Here is a 17,014-nt window from a genome sequence, read left to right as displayed (position 1 = left end):
CGCGTCCGCGTCGCTTTCGTTACGCAACGGGACTATCGGCCGGATCGGAGCGGGTATTAGCCCAGGCGCTCGATAATGGTGACGTTGGCGGTGCCGCCGCCCTCGCAGATGGTGAGCAGGCCGTAGCGCCCGTTCACCCGCTCCAGCTCATTGAGCAGCGAGGCGAACAGCTTCGCGCCGGTCGCGCCGAGCGGATGGCCCAGCGCGATCGCGCCGCCGTTGACATTGACCTTGTCCGGGTTCGCGCCGGTCTCCTTGATCCAGGCCAGCACCACCGAGGCGAACGCCTCGTTGATCTCGATGACATCCATATCGTCGATGGTCAGGCCGGTCTTCTCCAGCGCCCACTTGGTGGCCGGAATCGGCGCGGTGAGCATGTAGATCGGATCCGCGCCGCGCGCGCTGACATGGTGGATGCGGGCGCGCGGGGTGAGCCCGTACTCCTGCACCGCCCAATCCGAGGCGAGCAGCGTGGCCGCCGCGCCGTCGGAGATCTGGCTGGCGAGCGCGGCGGTGACGCGGCTGCCCTCGGCGAGCGGCTTGAGCCCGGCCATCTTCTCCATGGTGGTCTCGCGCGGGCACTCGTCGATCCAGAAATCGCCGACCGGCACGATCTCGCGGTCGAAGCGGCCGTCGACGATGGCCTTGCGGGCGCGCTCATTGCTGCGCAGCGCCCACTCCTCCATGTCCACCCGGGAGATATCCCACTTCTCGGCGATCATGTGCGCCGAATTGAACTGCGACACTTCACCGGTGCCGTAGCGGTGATCCCAGCCCTGCGCGCCGACGAACGGGGAGTCGAACCCGTACGCCTGGCCCGCGAGCATGGCCGCCGAGATCGGGATGGCGCTCATATTCTGAATGCCGCCCGCCACAATGATTTCCGAGGTGCCGGACATGATGGCCTGCGCGCCGAAGGTGATGGCCTGCTGCGAGGAACCGCACTGCCGGTCCACGGTCACACCGGGCACCGATTCGGGGTAGCCCGCCGCCAACCATGAAGTGCGAGCGATATTTCCGGCCTGCGGGCCGACGGTGTCGCAGCAGCCGAACACCACATCGTCCACTGCCACCGGATCGAGATCGGTGCGGCCCATCAGCCCGCGCAGCGCCGCCGCGCCCAGATCGGCCGGGTGCACGGCGGCGAGCGAACCGCCCCGCTTGCCCACCGGGGTGCGCACGGAATCGATCACATACGCCTCACGCATGGGCGAATACTGGCGGCGGGACGGTGCTGACATGATCTGCTCCTACTGCTGACTGCGGGCTGTGCTGTGGCTCGGAGAGAGCCTGTGGCGGTGGGACTATCGCGCGTCGGGGCTGGTGAGCCCGTCGAGCACGATGGTCAGGTATTGCTTGGCGAGGTTGTCGACGGTGATCCGGCCGCCGGGCTGGTACCAGCGCACCGAGACCCATACGGTGTCGCGCAGGAACCGGTAGGCCAGTTCGATATCCATTTCCGGGCGGAAACTGCCGTCGGCCACGCCATTGGTGAGCACCTGGTACCAGAGTTCGCGGAACTCACGGTTGTACTCGTCGATATATTCGAATCGTGGTGTGCCGCTGAGCCGTTTGGCCTCGGCCTGGTAAATGGCGACGGCGGCGTGCCACTGGTCGAACGATTCGTAGGACGCGATCACCAGGGCTTCGAGGGTGTCGCGGGCGCTCAGGCCGGAGCCGACGATCTCGCGGTAGCGGCCGAAGAGGTCGTCGAGGAACCCGCGCAGAATTTCGTCCACCATCGCTTCTTTGGAATCGAAGTGGTGGTAGAGACTCCCGGATAGAATCCCCGCGGCGTCGGCGATATCGCGAACCGTGGTGGCGCGCAGACCTCGTTCGGCGAACAGGCTGGCGGCCAGGCCGAGCAGCTCGCTACGACGTGCCGACTTCGAAGGCTCCTGGGGTGGGGTCACGAAGCCCAATATACAACCAAGCATTTGCTTGGTCGAGTCCGGGTTTATCTGACGGAGTACCGAAGCGGTGATGACACCGACAAATCTGCCAGCAGCCTGTCGCAGATGATTATCGGGGAGATTCCGGCGCGGGCCATGCGGGCTACGAGGGCCAATCTTCGTTCGGGGCTGTCCCATTCGACGGTGAGGGGTTCGAGGCCGGGGCCGGCGTCGACGGTGGCCATGACGCGGGCCGGGGTGTCGTCGTGGGCGGGTTCCTCGGTGATTTTCAGGACCATGCCGCGCTGCCAGGCGCGATAGGTCTCCATATCGGCGCCTTCGACGAGTTTGTCGGTGGCGGCGCACAGGCCCTTGGCTATGCCGTCGGCGAAGGTGGTGCGGTCGTAATGCACGCGGCCGCAGGTGCGCACCACCTCGAGCAGGTCCGAGCGCACTTCGCGGAGGAGCTCGGTCTGTTTTCGGCGGTGCTGTTCGGCCTCGGACAGCGGATGCCAGGATTCGCGGGCCAATCCGATGCGACGGGCTCGCTCCCGATCGCGGATCAGGTCCCGGCGCAGGGCTGCTCGCGGATCCCGCAGGATCTCGCCCTCGTCGACGGCATGCTGTTCGAGTATCTGCGCCGCGCGCATGGCGGTGGCGCGTTCGGAATCGTGGTCGAGTAATTCCGCGCCCAGGGTGAGCGCGGCCATAACGACATTGTCGAGTCGGCGGCGCGCGAGAACCACCTCGCGCACCAACTCGAGTTCCTCGGGATTGGGTTCTTCTGTGGCTTGTTGTTGTCGGCGATCCGGACCCATGGGTCGCGCCCTTCGACTATGCGGAACCGGCCTAAACCAGGATTGCACAACGGGCCGATCCGCGCCCCAGCCATTTTGCGCCGCCGATAATTCAGGCAGCGTTCAGACCCCGAAAAACGCACCGGCACGCCCATATCTGGCGTGCCGGTGAAAAATACCGCAACCGGGTGACACGGCTTTCCACATCACCGCGGATATCCGAATTGGTTGCGTTCAACCGAAATCGGAAGCACCGCGCCTAATCAGGCACGCTGACTGGAAATGGAAACCACTTCACCCGTCAGGTAGGTGGTGTAATCGCTGGCCAGCATGGCGATGGTGGCGGCCACCTCCCACGGCTCGGCGGCCCGGCCGAAGGCCTCACCGGCAGCCAGGCGATCCAGCAGATCACCCGAGGTGACCTTGTCCAGGAACGCGTGCCGGGCGATGCTCGGCGCGACGGCATTGATGCGCACCCCGTATTCGGCGGCCTCGACGGCCGAGCAGCGGGTCAGCGCCATCACGCCCGCCTTGGCGGCGGCGTAGTGCGCCTGCCCGTGCTGCGCGCGCCAGCCGAGCACGCTGGCGTTATTGACGATGACGCCACCGTGGCCCGCCTCGCGGAAGTACTTGAGCGCGGCCCGGGTAGCGCGGAACGTGCCGTTCAGCGTGATGTCGATGACCTTGTCCCACTGCTCGTCGGTCATATCGACGACGGGGGTCTCACCGCCGAGCCCGGCATTGTTGACCATCACGTCGATCCGCCCGAACGCGGCGACCGCACCGGTGATGAGCTGATCGACCTGTTCGGTCGAGCTGACATCGCAGGGCACGGAAGCGACTCTGCGGTCCGGGAATTCGGCCTGGAGCGCTTCCTCGGTCTCCTTCAGGCGACGCTCGTGCCAGTCGGAGACGACGACGTCCGCGCCCTCGGACAGCAGGCGGCGCGCGGTGGCCGAGCCGATGCCGGTTCCGGCGGCGGCGGTCACGACCGCGACCTTTCCGGCCAGCAGGTTATGGCCGGGGGTGATTTCAGGGGCGACGGACAGGTCGGTCACGGACGAGCCTCTCGGGGAAGTCCGAGCACACGCTCGGAGATGATGTTGCGCTGCACCTCGTTCGAACCGCCGTAAATGGTGTCCGCGCGAGTGAAGAGGAAGAGCCGCTGCCAGGCATTGAGGTCATCGCCCTCGGCATCGGCGATCAGGCCGGGCGCACCGAGTACGTCCATGGCGAGCTCGCCGAGATCGCGATGCCAGTTGGCCCACAGCAGTTTGGTCACCGAGGCCGATCCGGCGGCGGTGCGGGCGTCGACGGCCGCACCGTCGTGCCCGGACTCCAGGGTGCGCAGCACGTGTGCGCGCAGCACCCGCAGTCCGACCCACGCCTTGTCGAAACGGTCTGCGATGACGGCGTTTTCGAGTGCGCCGTTCTTGCGGGCGACGGCCTCGAGGTCGGCGAGTTCGCGGGCGTAGCGGATCTGCTGGCCGACGGTGGAGATGCCGCGCTCGAAGGTGAGCGTGCCCATGGCGACCTTCCAGCCGTCGCCGGGCGCGCCGACCACCAGATCGGCGGCGGTGCGGGCATTGTCGAAGTAGACCTCGTTGAATTCCGCGGTCCCGGTGAGCTGGATGATCGGCCGCACCTCGACGCCCGGCTGTTTCATGGGCACCAGGAGGTAGGACAGGCCGTGATGGCGGGTCGAACCCTTCTCGGTGCGCGCGACCACGAAGCACCAGTCGGACAGATGCGCCAGCGAGGTCCACACCTTCTGTCCGGTGATGGACCATTCGTCGCCGTCCAGGTACGCCGAGGTGCTCACCGCGGCGAGATCGGAGCCCGCGCCGGGTTCGGAGTAGCCCTGGCACCAGAGTTCGGTGACATTGCGGATACCGGGCAGGAAGCGGCGCTTCTGCTCCTCGGTGCCGAAGGCCAGCACGGTCGGGCCGAGCAGTTCCTCGCCCAGGTGCGAGACGCGGCTGGGTGCGTCGGCCTTGGCGTATTCCTCGTGGAAGATGACCTGCTGCGCAAGGGTGGCGTCGCGGCCGCCCCATTCCTTGGGCCAGCCCAGGCAGGTCAGTCCGGCGGCGGCGAGGGCGCGGTCCCATTCGAGACGCTCCTCGAAAGCCTCGTGCTCGCGCCCGGGACCACCCAGACCGCGCAGTTCGCGGAACTGTCCGTTCAGGTTCTCGGCCAGCCATTCCCGCACTTCGGTGCGGAATGCGGCGTCCTCGTGAGAGGTGTTCCCACTGGCCGGTTCGGGGGTCTGGATCATGCTCACCTCCGTAGAGTAACCTACCAAGCACTTGCTTTGTTAGACCCATTCCCGGACGCTCGGAGACGCCGTGACATCCCCACCGCAGACCACTCCGCTCGCGCTGCACGCCGCCGCGAACGCACACGGTTCCGCACCCGCCGTGTCCGACGGTGCCGTGCGATTGAGCTGGGCACAACTGCTCGACTCGGTCCGTGAGACCGCACGCGTACTGATCGCGCGCGGTGTGCAACGCGGCGACAAGATCGGCATCTGGGCTCCGAATACGCACCACTGGGTGACCGCGGTACTGGCCACCCACTATGTCGGCGCGGTGATCGTGCCGTTGAACACGCGGTACGTGGCCGATGAGGCCGCCGATGTGCTCGGCCGGGTGGAGGCCAAGGCGCTGTTCATCGCCGGCACCTTCCTGGGCCGCGACCGCCTCGCCGAACTGCGCGCGGACGCACCGGAATTGGTCATCGACACCGTCATCGTCATTCCCGCTGAGCGGGAAGAGATCGTCGAAAACGCCATCGCGTGGTCCGAACTGCCGAAGCTGGCCGAGGCGGTCAGCCTCGAGGATGCCATCGCGCGCGCGGAATCGATTCGGGCGGAAGATCTTTCGGACATCCTGTTCACCTCCGGCACCACCGGGCGCAGCAAGGGCGTGCTGATCTCGCACGGTAAGGCGCTCACCAGCGCCCGCGCCTGGGCCGACTGCGCCACCCTGAGCAGCGATGACCGCTATCTGGTGGTGCCGCCGTTCTTCCACAGCTTCGGTTACAAGGCGGGCATTCTCGCCGCGCTGGTCACCGGCGCGCACATCATTCCGCAGGCCACCTTCGATGTGCCCGAGACCATGCGACTGATCCACGATGAGCGGATCAGCGTGCTGACCGGGCCGCCGACGATCTTCCAGACCATTCTCGAACATCCGGCGCGCGCCGAGGCGGATCTGTCCACGCTGCGGGTCGCGGTCACCGGCGCGGCCACCGTACCGGTCGTGCTGATCGAGAGAATGCGCAGCGAGCTGAAATTCGATGTGGTGCTGACCGCGTACGGGCAGACCGAATCCGGCGGGTTCGGGCTCATGTGCCGTCCCGAGGATTCGGCCGAGACCATCGCCAATACCTGCGGCCGCGCCATCGACGGTTTCGAGGTGAACCTGGCCGACAATGGTGAACTGCTGCTGCGCAGTTCGCAGATCATGGTCGGCTACCTCGATGACGCGCAGGCCACCGCGGACACCATCGACCGGGACGGCTGGCTGCACACCGGCGATGTCGCGGTGATCGACGACCGCGGCTATGTGAAGATCACCGACCGGCTCAAGGACATGTACATCTCCGGCGGCTTCAATGTGTATCCCGCCGAGGTGGAGCAGGCCATGGCGCGGTTGAACGGGGTCGCCGAGACCGCGGTCATCGGTGTGCCGGACGAGCGCATGGGCGAGGTCGGCAAGGTGTTCGTGGTGCGCAAGCCGGGCGTCGAACTGACCGCCGAAGACGTACTGGCGCATGCCAAGACGCTGCTCGCCAATTTCAAGGTTCCGCGGTTCGTCGAGTTCCGCGATCAGCTGCCCTACAGCGCCGCGGGCAAGGTCCTCAAGCGGCAACTACGTGAGGAGAAGGCGTGAGCGCACACGACAGTGTTGATCCGGGGCCCATTCCCGATGAGGGCGAGGTCGTCCTCTACGAGAAGCGGGGGCCGGTCGCGGTCGTCACGCTGAATCGGCCGGACTACCGCAACGCGCAGAACTCGGTCATGACCTACGCGCTCGATGCCGCCTTCGTGCGCGCGGTCGAGGACGCCGAGGTCAAGGTGATCGTATTGGCCGGGGCCGGAAAGCATTTCAGCGCCGGGCACGATATCGGTACGCCGGGGCGCGATCACCACATCAAGTACGAGAACCAGGCCGCGCTGTGGTGGGACCACACCGATCGGCCCGGCGGCGATCAGCGGTTCGCGCGCGAGTCCGAGGTCTACCTGGGCATGTGCCGGCGCTGGCGGGAGATCCCCAAGCCGACCATCGCCATGGTGCAGGGCGCGTGCATCGCGGGCGCGCTCATGCTGGCCTGGTCGTGCGACATGATCGTCGCCTCCGAGGACGCGTTCTTCTCCGATCCGGTTGTGCGCATGGGCATTCCGGGTGTCGAGTACTTCGCGCACCCGTGGGTGCTGGGACCCCGCCGCGCCAAGGAGATCCTGTTCACCGGTGACCGCTTCACCGCCGCACAGGCTTACGAGTGGGGCATGGTGAATCGCGTTGTCGCACGCGAGGATCTGGAGACCGAAACCTTCGCGCTGGCCGAGAAGATCTCGGCCATGCCGCAATTCGGCCTGGCGCTGACCAAGAAGGCCGTCAACCAGTGCGAGGACCTGATGGGTATGCGCGCGGGCATGGATTCGGTGTTCGGGCTGCACCACTTCGCGCACGCGCACAATGCCGAGGTCGGTGCGGACTCGCTGGGCGGGATGAACGCCAAGTCCATGAAGGCCACCGCCACAACCACAGATGCCGCAGGAAAGAACGGGGCGAAGTAAGTGGATCTCGAATTCGACGCCAAGACAGAGGAATTCCGCGCCGAGGTGCGCGAGTTCCTGGCCGCCAACGTGCCCGCGACGCCACTGCCGTCGATGGACACCGAGGAGGGCTTCGAGGCGCACCGAGCCTGGGAAGCCAAGCTGGCCGAGGCTCGGTTGTCCTGTGTCGCCTGGCCCGCCGAATACGGCGGCCGGGACGCGTCGCTGACCGAATGGGTGGTGTTCGAGGAGGAGTACTACGCCTCCGGAGCGCCCGGCCGGGTATCGCAGAACGGCATCTTCCTGCTCGCGCCGACCCTGTTCGAGCACGGTTCGCCGGAGCAGCTGGCCCGGATTCTGCCGAGAATGGCTCGCGCGGATGACATCTGGGCGCAGGCCTGGTCGGAGCCGGAGGCCGGTAGCGATCTCGCCGGTATCCGCTCCAGCGCCAAGCGCACCGAGGGCGGCTGGATTCTCAACGGCCAGAAGACCTGGAGCTCGCGGGCCTCGTTCGCGGACTGGGGTTTCGGGCTGTTCCGCAGCGATCCGGAAGCGCAGCGGCACAAGGGACTCACCTATCTGATGTTCCCGCTGACTGCCGAAGGCATTACGGTGCGGCCGATTCCGCAGCTGGACGGCGAGCCCGGGTTCGCGGAGATCTTCCTCGACAATGTGTTCGTGCCGGACGCCGATGTCATCGGTGAGGCCAATAACGGCTGGAAGGTCGCCATGGCGACCTCCAGTAATGAGCGCGGGCTCTCACTGCGCTCCCCCGGCCGGTTCAATGCCACCGCCGATAAGCTGATCGACCTGTGGCGCACCGTCGCCGACGAATCCGATACCGCGCTGCGCGATCAGGTCGTCGACGCCTGGGTCGGTGCGGAGGCGTACCGCCTGAACACCTGGGCCACCGTCACCCGGCTCGCCGACGGCGGTCAGCTGGGCGCGGAATCCTCGGTGAACAAGGTCTTCTGGTCCGACCTCGATATCGCCATGCACGAGACCGCACTGGATCTGCACGGTGCCGCGGCCGAACAGGAGTCGGCCTGGACCGACGGTTTCCTGTTCTCGCTGGCGGGCCCGATCTACGCCGGTACCAATGAGATCCAGCGCAATATCATCGCCGAACGCCTGCTCGGGCTGCCGCGCTAGTCACCCGGAGGACGACATGCGATTCGCACTTACCGCTGAACAAATCGATTTCGCCGCCAGCCTGCGCAAAATGGGCGAGGCGGCCAAGACGCCCGGCGTCGTACGCGCCTGGGGCGCGGGCGATTCCGCGTCCGGCCGGGCGCTGCTGAGCCAGCTCGCCGAGGCCGGTGCGCTGGGCCTGACCATCACCGAGGACAACGGCGGCTTCGGCGCGGGCCCGGTCGAGTTGATCGTGGCCTTCACCGAAATCGGCCGGGCCGCCGTGCCGGGACCGCTGGTGGAGACCGCCGCCGCGATTCCCGCACTGCTGCAGGCACTTCCGGATGCGGCCGCAGCGGCGGAATGGCTGCCGCAGTTCGCCGAGGGCGCGAAGCTGGGCACCATCGCCATCGGTCCCGACGCGGGTGGCGCGGCCGCCGCGACGGCCGGAGCCAGCGCGCTCGCCGCCTCCGGCACGCCGGTCGCACTGGACGCCGATATCGCCGACCTGGTGCTGCTCGCCGCGGGTGATCGGGTTTCCCTCGCCATCGCCGGTGCGCAGGCCAAGTCCGTCGACGCGGCCCGCCGCCTGTTCCCGGTGACCGCCGAGTCGGTGCTCGCCGAGGGCGAAGGCGTCGGCGCCGCAATCGATCTGGCTTTCGATTCCGCCGCCCTGGCCGCCGCCGCGCAGCTGCTCGGCGCGGGCCGCGCCCTGCTCGACACCAGCGTCGACTACGTCAAACAGCGCCAGCAGTTCGGCAAGCCGATCGGCCAGTACCAGGCCATTAAGCATCACCTGGCCAATGTCTCCATCGCCCTGGAGATGGCGCAGCCGCTGCTCTACCGCGCCGCCCTCACCCTCGAGGCCGGAGCGGACGCCACCACTCGCGCCCGCGATATCTCCGCGGCCAAACTGGCCTGCGGTGAAGCGGCGTACCAGGCGGCGCGCATCGGCCTGCAGGTGCACGGCGCGATCGGCTACACCGCCGAATTCGATCTGTCGCTGTGGCTGACCAAGGTCACCGCGCTCCGTTCCGCCTGGGGCACACCGGCTTTCCACCGCGCCCGCATCGCCGCCGCCCTGCGCGCGGGTGCGGCGGCGTGAACCACCTTCAGCTACGGCACGACACGATGGGAGCCGACGCATGAGCATTACGGCTGAGCAGCAGGAACTCGCCGGGACCGTGCGCGCGGTGCTGGCCAAGCACGGCGACAGCGCGGCCATGCGGCGCGGGCTGGAAGCCGAGCGCGGCTATGACGAACAACTGTGGAAGCTGCTGTGCGAGCAGGTGGGCGTCGCGGCGCTCGCCATTCCGGAGGAGTTCGGCGGCGTCGGCGTCGGCCTGGTCGAATCCCTGCTGGTGGTAGAGGAATTGGGCCGCACGCTGTCCGCACCGCCCATGCTCGGTTCCGCCGTGCTGGGTGTGCAGGCGCTGCTGCTGGCGGGTGACGCCGAAGCCAATGAGCGGCTGCTGCCCGAGGTCGCCGAGGGTGTGCGCACCCTGGCGCTGTGCTGGGCCGGTCCGTCCGGCTGGGATTCCTTCGGCGTCCGCGCCGAGGGCGAAACCGTCTCCGGCACCGCCCATTACGTCCTGGATGGTGCGTACGCGGACACCCTGCTGGTGCTCACCGCCGATGGCCTCTACGAGGTCGACGGCGCGGCCGACGGCGTCACCCGCACGGTCGTGCCCACCATGGATCCGACCCGTCGCCTGACCACCATCGAGTTCGCTTCGGCCCCGGCGCGTGCGCTGGGCACGGTCGATCTGTCGCGCCTGCGCGAAATCGCCTGGGCCGCAGTGACCGCCGAGCAGCTCGGCGCTGCCGAGCGCTGCCTGGACATGACGGTCGAGTACAGCAAGTCCCGGGTGCAGTTCGGTCGCCCGATCGGCAGCTTCCAGGCTCTCAAGCACCGCATGGCGGATATGTACGTGCTGGTGGAGTCCACCCGCTCGGTCGCCTACCTGGCCATCGCCGAACTTGCGAACGGCACCGCCGAAGCCGTCGATGTGGCCTCGGCCCGCATTCACGCCACCGCCACGCTCAATTCGGTGGTCTCGGAGACCGTGCAGCTGCACGGCGGCATCGCCATCACGTGGGAGCACGACGCGCACCTGTTCTTCAAGCGCGCGCACGGTGACGCCCAGCTGTTCGGCACCCCGGCCCGTCCGCTGGCCCGTCCGGCGTAAGCGGAGAACCCCTCGACTCAGGCCGGGATCGGCGCAAAAGCGCTGGTCCCGGCCTTGTGCGTTATTTCACCCGAAAATATCCTTAGCCTTGTTAACTATTTAGTTAGCTTGTGCAACAATCTAGGGAGCAGCTGCGAACCAACCGCACTCCTAGATGAGGAACTGGCCTTGAGCACAATGTCGGTTACGCGGCCCGCCATCGACGGACCTGCCAGCACCGGAGAAACCAAACAACCCAAATCCGTATGGGCCGTGGCCTTCGCCTCGGTCATCGCGTTCATGGGGATCGGCCTGGTCGATCCCATTCTTAAGCCGATCGGCGAACAACTGCACGCCTCACCGTCCCAGGTGACGCTGCTGTTCACCAGCTACATGCTGGTCACGGGCTTGGCCATGCTGATCACCGGTGTCATCTCCAGCCGCTTCGGCGCGAAGAAGACCCTGCTCGCGGGTCTGGCCATCATTGTCGTATTCGCCGCTCTCGCAGGCGGTTCCGGCACCGTGAGCCAGATCGTCGGCTTCCGCGCGGGCTGGGGGCTCGGCAATGCGCTGTTCATCGCGACCGCGCTCGCCACCATTGTCGGCGCTGCCAGCGGGGGCACCGCCCGCGCCATCATCCTGTACGAGGCGGCGCTCGGCATCGGCATCGCGACCGGACCGCTGGTCGGCGGCTTCCTCGGCCACTTCAGTTGGCGCGCACCGTTCTTCGGCGTCTCGGTGCTGATGGCCATCGCCTTCATCGCCCTGGTGGTGCTACTGCCCGAGGCCCCGAAACCCGCCAAGCCGACCTCCATCACGGCACCGTTCAAGGCCCTCGCCTATCCCGGTCTGCTACTGGTCAGCGTCACCGCGCTGCTCTACAACTACGGCTTCTTCACCCTGCTCGCCTACACCCCGTTCCCGCTGAACATGGGCACCTATTCCATCGGCTTCATCTTCTTCGGCTGGGGTCTGCTGCTCGCGTTCTCCTCGGTCTTCCTGGCTCCGAAACTGCAGCGCGCCTTCGGAACCGTGCGCATGATGGCGCTATCGCTGGCGCTGTTCGCGGTGGATCTGGGCGTCATGGCCGCGTTCGCCGACCACAAGCCGGTCCTGGTGATCGGCACCGTGATCTCGGGCCTGTTCCTCGGGGTGAACAACACCCTGATCACCGAGGCCGTCATGGAATCGGCCCCCGTGGAGCGCGCCACCGCCTCGGCCGCCTACAGCTTCGTCCGCTTCGCGGGCGGTGCGGCCGCCCCCTACCTGGCGGGCAAGCTCGGCGAACACCATATGGCGCTGCCGTTCTGGGTCGGCGCGGCCTGCACCGCCGCCGCCGTGGTCGTCCTGGTCTCCGGCCGGAGTCTGCTGGCGCACATGGACACTCGCGCACCCGGCGCGCACACCCCGGCTGAGGCCCAGGCCATCACCCTCGGCGAGGACTGAGCGCGCATCGGCGCGACACGAATCCTTCACCTTCGCGCACTCCCGGCATACCCGCTGACGTCGTACGATCCGCGCATGAATCAGCCCATGCCGCCGCAGCAGTTCCCGCACCCGCAACAGGGTCAGCCGTACCAGCAGGCACCGCAGCAACAGCAACCGCCGCAGCAGCCCGCACCGCAGTTCCCGATTCTCGTGTCGACGATGAACGACGTTCCCGGGAGCAAAGTGGTGCGGGTCTTCGGCGAGGTGGCGGGGCTCACGGTGCGCAGTCGCGGCCTCGGCGCGAACTTCAGCGCCGGATTTCGCGCCCTCGGCGGCGGTGAGATCCACGAATACACGCAGCTGCTCTATCAGTCGCGCCACGAGGCGGTCATGCGAATGTGCCAGCACGCCATGTATTTCGGCGCGAACGCCGTGATCGCCATGCGCTTCGACTGCAATGAGATCGCCAACACCATGAGCGAAGTCGCCGCCTACGGCACGGCCGTCCTGTTGGAGCCCATCGAGTAGACAGGCCCCGAATGCTCAGTGCCGCAGCACTTCCACCTCGTGAACGGGCGGCTTCCTACCGAAGCGTTTGCGCAGCGGATAGAGGGCGGCCACGACCAGGAGGCTGATTGTGGAGGCCAGCAATTGGTTTCGCTGATCGGGGTTGGCCGCCATGGCCACGAAGACCGCCAGGATGGCGATGATCACGGCCCAGGAGATGTACGGGTAGCCCCACATGCGATAGGTGAGCGCGGAGGGGTCCTCGCGGCGGAGGCGAGCGCGTAAACGCAACTGGGAGAGCATGATCGCCACGTAGACGAAGGCCAGGACGACGCCGATGGAGTTCACCAGGAAGGTGAAGACCTGGTCGGGCGAGACGTAGGAGGCGATGACCGCGCCCCATGCCGCGACCGTGCCGAGCAGGACCGCGCGGGCCGGGACACCGCGCCGGTTCACGGTGACCAGGGCGGCGGGGGCGTCTCCGTCACGGGTGAGGACGTAGAGCATGCGGGAGGAGACGTAGATGGCCGAATTCAGCACGGAGAGAACGGCTGTCAGGATGACGACCTGCATGATGGTGCCCGCGGCGGGGATGCCCATATGGTCCAGGGCGCTGACGAACGGGCTCTGTAGTACGTGGGCGTCATTCCACGGCAGGATGGTCACCACCAGGAAGATCGAGGCCACGTAGAACAGGCCGACCCGCCACAGCACGTTATTGGTGGCCCGGGCCACGGCCTGGCCGGGCTCCTTCGATTCCGCGGCCGCGACCGTCACGATCTCGGTGCCGCCGAAGGCGAACATGACGATCACGATGGCGGAGAAGATGCCGGTGATGCCGTTGGGCGCGAAACCGCCGAATGCGGTGAGGTTGCCGAAACCGCTCTCGGCATCCGGCCACAGGCCGAAGACCCAGGCCGCGCCGATCACCAGGAACAGCACGATGGCCACGACCTTGATCGAGGCGAACCAGAATTCGAACTCGCCGAACGATTTCACCGACACCAGATTGACCGCGGTCATCAGGGTGAGCAGTGCGGCCGAGAGCACCCACTGCGGCAGCTCGATCCAATTCGACAGGATGGCCGCGCCCGCGACGGCTTCCGCGCCGACCAGGATGACGTAGAGGTACCAGTACAGCCAGCCGATGGTGAATCCGGCGAACGGACCCATCGACATGCGCGCGTATTCGGCGAGTGAGCCCGCGACCGGGCGGGCGACCACCATTTCGCCGAGCGCCCGCATGACGCAGAGCACCAGCAGTCCGGCGGCCGCGTAGGAGAGGATGGCGGCGGGCCCGGCGGTGCCGATGACCGAACCGCTGCCGACGAACAGGCCCGCGCCGATCGCGCCGCCGATGGCGAGCATGGTCATATGGCGGCGGCGCAGCCCGGTCCGCAGTCCCTGCTGCTCGGTGCTGAGCGTTTCCGACATCTGGCCGCCTTCAGGTTGTTGCCCGGTTGTTGCCCGAACACCATAGCGGGCCTGCTCCTTCCACTTCGGAGTACCTTCGGGAGGTATGTCCGAAACGAAGACGGATCAGGTGCGCGTGCTGCCGTGCGCCAAACGAGTACGCGTCTATCTGGGCGGTCAACTGGCCGTCGACACCATCAAGTCCAGGCTGGTGTGGGAGCACGCCTACTTCCCCACCTATTACTTCCCGGCCGATGAGTTGCGGGTCAAACTCGAGCCGACCGGCGATACCCGCACCGCGAATCATCTCGGCACCCCCGTCGGCTTCGATGTCATCGCCGACGGCCATACCGCCCCGGGTGCCGCGGTCCGCTACCTCGACTCCCCCACCCCCGAACTACAGGATCTGGTCCGTCTCGAGCCCAAGGCCATGGACGCCTGGTTCGAAGAGGACGAGCCGATCTACGGTCATCCCCGCGACCCCTTCCATCGGGTCGACATCCTCTCCAGTTCCCGGCATATCCGCGTCGAGATCGCCGGGCAGACCGTGGCCGAATCCCGCAACCCGCGCATCCTGTTCGAGACCGGGCTGCCCGCGCGCTACTACCTGCCGCTCACCGATATCCGCCTGGACCTGCTCGAGGACTCCGACACCACGACGCTCTGCCCGTACAAGGGCAACGCCGAATACTGGAGCGTGCAGCTCGGCGAGGACATCTACCCCGACATCGTCTGGATCTACCGCACACCCACCGCGGAGAGTCAGAAGATCGCGGGCTTCGCCAGCTTCTACAACGAGAAGGTCGACATCTGGGTGGACGGCGTGCGCGAGGAACGACCCGACTCACCGTTCAGCTGACGGGACCTACTGTGGATGCCATGAGCATCGAAAGGCCGAAGCTGGCAGCGGAATTGGATATGGCCCCGCACCCCGAGGGCGGCTGGTACCGGGAAACCTGGCGCAGTGCGGTCGAATTCGAGCCCGAAGGCTATGGGGGCCCGCGCTCCAGCGCGACGGCCATCTATTTCCTGCTGCTGCCGGGTGAGAAATCCGCGCCGCATACGGTGCGCTCGGATGAGATCTGGTTCTGGCATCGGGGCGGCCCGCTGCTGCTGAACATCGGGGGCGAGGAGATCGTCCTCGGACCCGATGTCGAGCAGGGGCAGCGGCCCCAGGCGGTGATTCCCGGCGGTGTGAGCCAGGCCGCCCGTCCGGCGGGCGACGACTACGTGCTGGTGAGTTGTGTCGTCGCACCGGGTTTCGACTTCGCCGACTTCCGTCTGGACTAGTCGTCTATTTCGAGCAGGCCCTCGGCCACGGCGTGGTCGATGGTCTTCTCGAGGTTCGGGCAGGAATCCGGTTTGCCGAAGGTCGGACCGGCCTCGGCCATCTTGCGGAATACCGGGCAGTGTTCGGCCGGATTGACCGTCCACTGCACGGTTTTCTGGTTGCTGCTGTGCTTGCGCACCAGCACCTCGGTGCCGCAGGACGCACACGCGATCGGTGTCATCCCGGATTCCATGTAGTGCTCTTTGTCCAGCACCGTCTGGGCGCGCACCTGCGCCCGCCGCTCCGGACGGTCCGCGAAATCGGGTGCCTTCGCCCAGGCGGTCATCAGACGCTCGCCTCCTCGGAAGCCGCTGCGGCTTCGGCGGCTTCGCGCTTCTTGCGCATGTTCTCTTCGACCTCGATGCCCCAGGCCTCATTGGCCTTGGTGGTGTCGACCTCGAATTCGAAGCGCTGCTGCGACTTCGGATCGATATCGGCGACGTCCACGTAGAACTGGTCGTACCAGCGGCGCAGCTGGTAAACCGGGCCGTCCTCCTCGGTGAGGAGCGGATTGTCGATCTTGGACTTGTGCTTCCAGATCTCGACGTCCTGCAGGAAGCCCTCGGAGACGCCGTCGGTCATCTTGCGCGCGAAGCCCGCGGCCTGCTCATCGGGGAGGCCCTTGGGCTTCTCCAGCGTGACACCCCACTGCAGCACGAACGAATCCTGCGTGACCGGGTAGTGGCAGTTGATCAGCACCGTCTTGACCTCGAAACCGCTGTAGCTGTTCAGCAGCGGATTGATCATGTAGGACGGACCGAAGTAGGACGCCTCGGACTTGAGCAGCGAATCGATCCCGGCCTCCGCGGCGGCACCGATATCCGGACGCCCCTTGGTCTCCAGGAACTGCGTCGCGACGTGACCCTCGAGAACGTTCTTGAAGTACGTCGGGAAGGCGTAGTGGATATAGAAGAAGTGCGCCATATCCACGACGTTGTCGATGATCTCGCGGCAGTTCGCGCCCTCGATGAGCATCGAGTGCCAGGTCCACTCGGTCCAGTCGCCGGACAGCTGCTCGAGAGCGTTGCCGTCCTTGTCCTGGAACGGCCCGTCGATGTACGGAATCGTCACCTCGTCGGTGGGCTTGCTGCCCTCGTGGTCATGCCAGACGAACAGCTGACCATTGCGCTCGAGCGTGGTCCACGAGCGGGTGCGAGCCAGCGGCGGTACGCGCCGAGCATAGGGAATGCCCGTGCACTTGCCGTCGCCGCCCCAGCGCCAATCGTGGAACGGGCAGGCGATGGAATCGCCCTTGACCTCACCCATGGACAGGTCGCCGCCGAGGTGCCGGCAGTAGCCGTCGAGGATCTTCAGATCGCCCTTGCTGTCCATGAAGACGACCAGCTTGGTACCGAAGGCCTGAACCGAGTGCGGCTTGCCGTCGCGGAAGGTGCTGGCGAGTCCCAGGCAATGCCAGCCCCGGGCGTAGCGGGTGGGCATCGCACCCACATCGATCTCGCGAACCTTCCCACGGGGCCCCGGTGGGGTTGTTGACATCGTGATCCTCCTCTGGAAGTACTAGAACACGTTACAAAAATGCGGCGCTTCACGCCAGTTGTTCGTCCAAT

General features: G+C 66.7%; 17 protein-coding genes. 9 read left to right on the top strand and 8 right to left on the bottom strand.

The genetic code is table 11. From position 1 onward, the window contains the following. Positions 1–56: 56 nt before the first annotated feature. The 5 genes from ACFC4D_RS05760 to ACFC4D_RS05740 form a co-directional block, all read right to left on the bottom strand. Positions 57–1,208 carry an acetyl-CoA C-acetyltransferase gene (locus ACFC4D_RS05760; RefSeq protein WP_375963876.1) on the bottom strand — a complete coding sequence of 384 codons (1,152 nt, stop codon included), beginning with the start codon at positions 1,206–1,208 and terminating at the stop codon, positions 57–59. Positions 1,209–1,304: 96 nt separating this feature from the next. Continuing rightward, positions 1,305–1,913: a TetR/AcrR family transcriptional regulator gene (locus tag ACFC4D_RS05755; protein WP_375962493.1), complete on the bottom strand. Its 609-nt coding sequence runs from the start codon at positions 1,911–1,913 to the stop codon at positions 1,305–1,307. Positions 1,914–1,957: 44 nt separating this feature from the next. After that, on the bottom strand, positions 1,958–2,647 hold the full coding sequence (locus tag ACFC4D_RS05750) for a hypothetical protein (RefSeq protein ID WP_375962491.1): 690 nt from the start codon (positions 2,645–2,647) through the stop codon (positions 1,958–1,960). Positions 2,648–2,952: 305 nt separating this feature from the next. After that, entirely contained in the window at positions 2,953–3,747 is a 795-nt protein-coding gene (locus ACFC4D_RS05745) for an SDR family oxidoreductase (RefSeq protein ID WP_375962489.1), read from the bottom strand. Further along, on the bottom strand, positions 3,744–4,964 hold the full coding sequence (locus tag ACFC4D_RS05740; RefSeq protein ID WP_376062246.1) for an acyl-CoA dehydrogenase family protein: 1,221 nt from the start codon (positions 4,962–4,964) through the stop codon (positions 3,744–3,746). The genes ACFC4D_RS05745 and ACFC4D_RS05740 overlap by 4 nt, the downstream gene beginning before the upstream one ends. Before the next feature lie 70 nt (positions 4,965–5,034). Between ACFC4D_RS05740 and ACFC4D_RS05735 the strand changes: the two genes are divergently transcribed. From ACFC4D_RS05735 to ACFC4D_RS05705, 7 genes are all read left to right on the top strand, one after another. Next, complete coding sequence (locus tag ACFC4D_RS05735; protein WP_376061957.1) at positions 5,035–6,582, top strand: FadD3 family acyl-CoA ligase; 1,548 nt, start codon at positions 5,035–5,037, stop codon at positions 6,580–6,582. Next, entirely contained in the window at positions 6,579–7,490 is a 912-nt protein-coding gene (locus tag ACFC4D_RS05730) for an enoyl-CoA hydratase (RefSeq protein WP_364637796.1), read from the top strand. The genes ACFC4D_RS05735 and ACFC4D_RS05730 overlap by 4 nt, the downstream gene beginning before the upstream one ends. After that, a complete protein-coding gene (locus tag ACFC4D_RS05725) occupies positions 7,491–8,621 on the top strand; it encodes an acyl-CoA dehydrogenase family protein (RefSeq protein WP_376061956.1) in 1,131 nt (376 codons plus the stop codon). Between the two features lie 16 nt (positions 8,622–8,637). Continuing rightward, positions 8,638–9,705, top strand: coding sequence for an acyl-CoA dehydrogenase family protein (locus ACFC4D_RS05720; protein ID WP_376061955.1), 1,068 nt, complete (start codon positions 8,638–8,640; stop codon positions 9,703–9,705). A 40-nt stretch (positions 9,706–9,745) separates the two neighbouring features. Beyond that, on the top strand, positions 9,746–10,789 hold the full coding sequence (locus tag ACFC4D_RS05715) for an acyl-CoA dehydrogenase family protein (protein ID WP_376061954.1): 1,044 nt from the start codon (positions 9,746–9,748) through the stop codon (positions 10,787–10,789). 177 nt (positions 10,790–10,966) lie between these two features. Then, positions 10,967–12,214, top strand: coding sequence for an MFS transporter (locus ACFC4D_RS05710; protein WP_375963873.1), 1,248 nt, complete (start codon positions 10,967–10,969; stop codon positions 12,212–12,214). Between the two features lie 186 nt (positions 12,215–12,400). Further along, a complete protein-coding gene (locus ACFC4D_RS05705) occupies positions 12,401–12,724 on the top strand; it encodes a heavy metal-binding domain-containing protein (protein WP_375963870.1) in 324 nt (107 codons plus the stop codon). A gap of 15 nt (positions 12,725–12,739) precedes the next feature. On the opposite strand, the gene ACFC4D_RS05700 is transcribed toward ACFC4D_RS05705, so the two are convergent. Beyond that, a complete protein-coding gene (locus ACFC4D_RS05700; RefSeq protein ID WP_376061953.1) occupies positions 12,740–14,137 on the bottom strand; it encodes an amino acid permease in 1,398 nt (465 codons plus the stop codon). An 85-nt stretch (positions 14,138–14,222) separates the two neighbouring features. Between ACFC4D_RS05700 and ACFC4D_RS05695 the strand changes: the two genes are divergently transcribed. Together ACFC4D_RS05695 and ACFC4D_RS05690 are read left to right on the top strand one after the other, a co-directional pair. Further along, complete coding sequence (locus tag ACFC4D_RS05695) at positions 14,223–14,975, top strand: DUF427 domain-containing protein (RefSeq protein ID WP_376061952.1); 753 nt, start codon at positions 14,223–14,225, stop codon at positions 14,973–14,975. Positions 14,976–14,995: 20 nt separating this feature from the next. Then, positions 14,996–15,406: a cupin domain-containing protein gene (locus ACFC4D_RS05690; protein ID WP_376061951.1), complete on the top strand. Its 411-nt coding sequence runs from the start codon at positions 14,996–14,998 to the stop codon at positions 15,404–15,406. Here the strand turns inward: ACFC4D_RS05690 and ACFC4D_RS05685 are convergent. Next, on the bottom strand, positions 15,403–15,732 hold the full coding sequence (locus ACFC4D_RS05685; protein WP_364637774.1) for a hypothetical protein: 330 nt from the start codon (positions 15,730–15,732) through the stop codon (positions 15,403–15,405). The genes ACFC4D_RS05690 and ACFC4D_RS05685 overlap by 4 nt on opposite strands. Beyond that, positions 15,732–16,943 (bottom strand): Rieske 2Fe-2S domain-containing protein, encoded by a 1,212-nt coding sequence (locus ACFC4D_RS05680; protein WP_375962468.1) that lies wholly within the window; start codon positions 16,941–16,943, stop codon positions 15,732–15,734. The genes ACFC4D_RS05685 and ACFC4D_RS05680 overlap by 1 nt, the downstream gene beginning before the upstream one ends. Between the last annotated feature and the right edge of the window lie 71 nt (positions 16,944–17,014).

The sequence above is a fragment of the Nocardia sp. NPDC056000 genome, assembly GCF_042269265.1.
In the GTDB taxonomy this organism is placed as follows: Bacteria; Actinomycetota; Actinomycetes; order Mycobacteriales; family Mycobacteriaceae; genus Nocardia.
Note: the sequence above shows the minus strand (reverse complement) of the source record. Positions and strands in the feature narration are given on the sequence as shown.

Bases quoted from the DNA above. Each gene is read 5' to 3' on its own strand.
- ACFC4D_RS05690 (WP_376061951.1), top strand. From the start codon at position 14,996: ATGAGCATCGAAAGGCCGAAGCTGGCAGCGGAATTGGATATGGCCCCG.
- ACFC4D_RS05680 (WP_375962468.1), bottom strand. From the start codon at position 16,943: ATGTCAACAACCCCACCGGGGCCCCGTGGGAAGGTTCGCGAGATCGAT.
- ACFC4D_RS05715 (WP_376061954.1), top strand. From the start codon at position 9,746: ATGAGCATTACGGCTGAGCAGCAGGAACTCGCCGGGACCGTGCGCGCG.
- ACFC4D_RS05720 (WP_376061955.1), top strand. From the start codon at position 8,638: ATGCGATTCGCACTTACCGCTGAACAAATCGATTTCGCCGCCAGCCTG.
- ACFC4D_RS05740 (WP_376062246.1), bottom strand. From the start codon at position 4,964: ATGATCCAGACCCCCGAACCGGCCAGTGGGAACACCTCTCACGAGGAC.
- ACFC4D_RS05685 (WP_364637774.1), bottom strand. From the start codon at position 15,732: ATGACCGCCTGGGCGAAGGCACCCGATTTCGCGGACCGTCCGGAGCGG.
- ACFC4D_RS05710 (WP_375963873.1), top strand. From the start codon at position 10,967: ATGTCGGTTACGCGGCCCGCCATCGACGGACCTGCCAGCACCGGAGAA.
- ACFC4D_RS05760 (WP_375963876.1), bottom strand. From the start codon at position 1,208: ATGCGTGAGGCGTATGTGATCGATTCCGTGCGCACCCCGGTGGGCAAG.
- ACFC4D_RS05695 (WP_376061952.1), top strand. From the start codon at position 14,223: ATGTCCGAAACGAAGACGGATCAGGTGCGCGTGCTGCCGTGCGCCAAA.
- ACFC4D_RS05700 (WP_376061953.1), bottom strand. From the start codon at position 14,137: ATGTCGGAAACGCTCAGCACCGAGCAGCAGGGACTGCGGACCGGGCTG.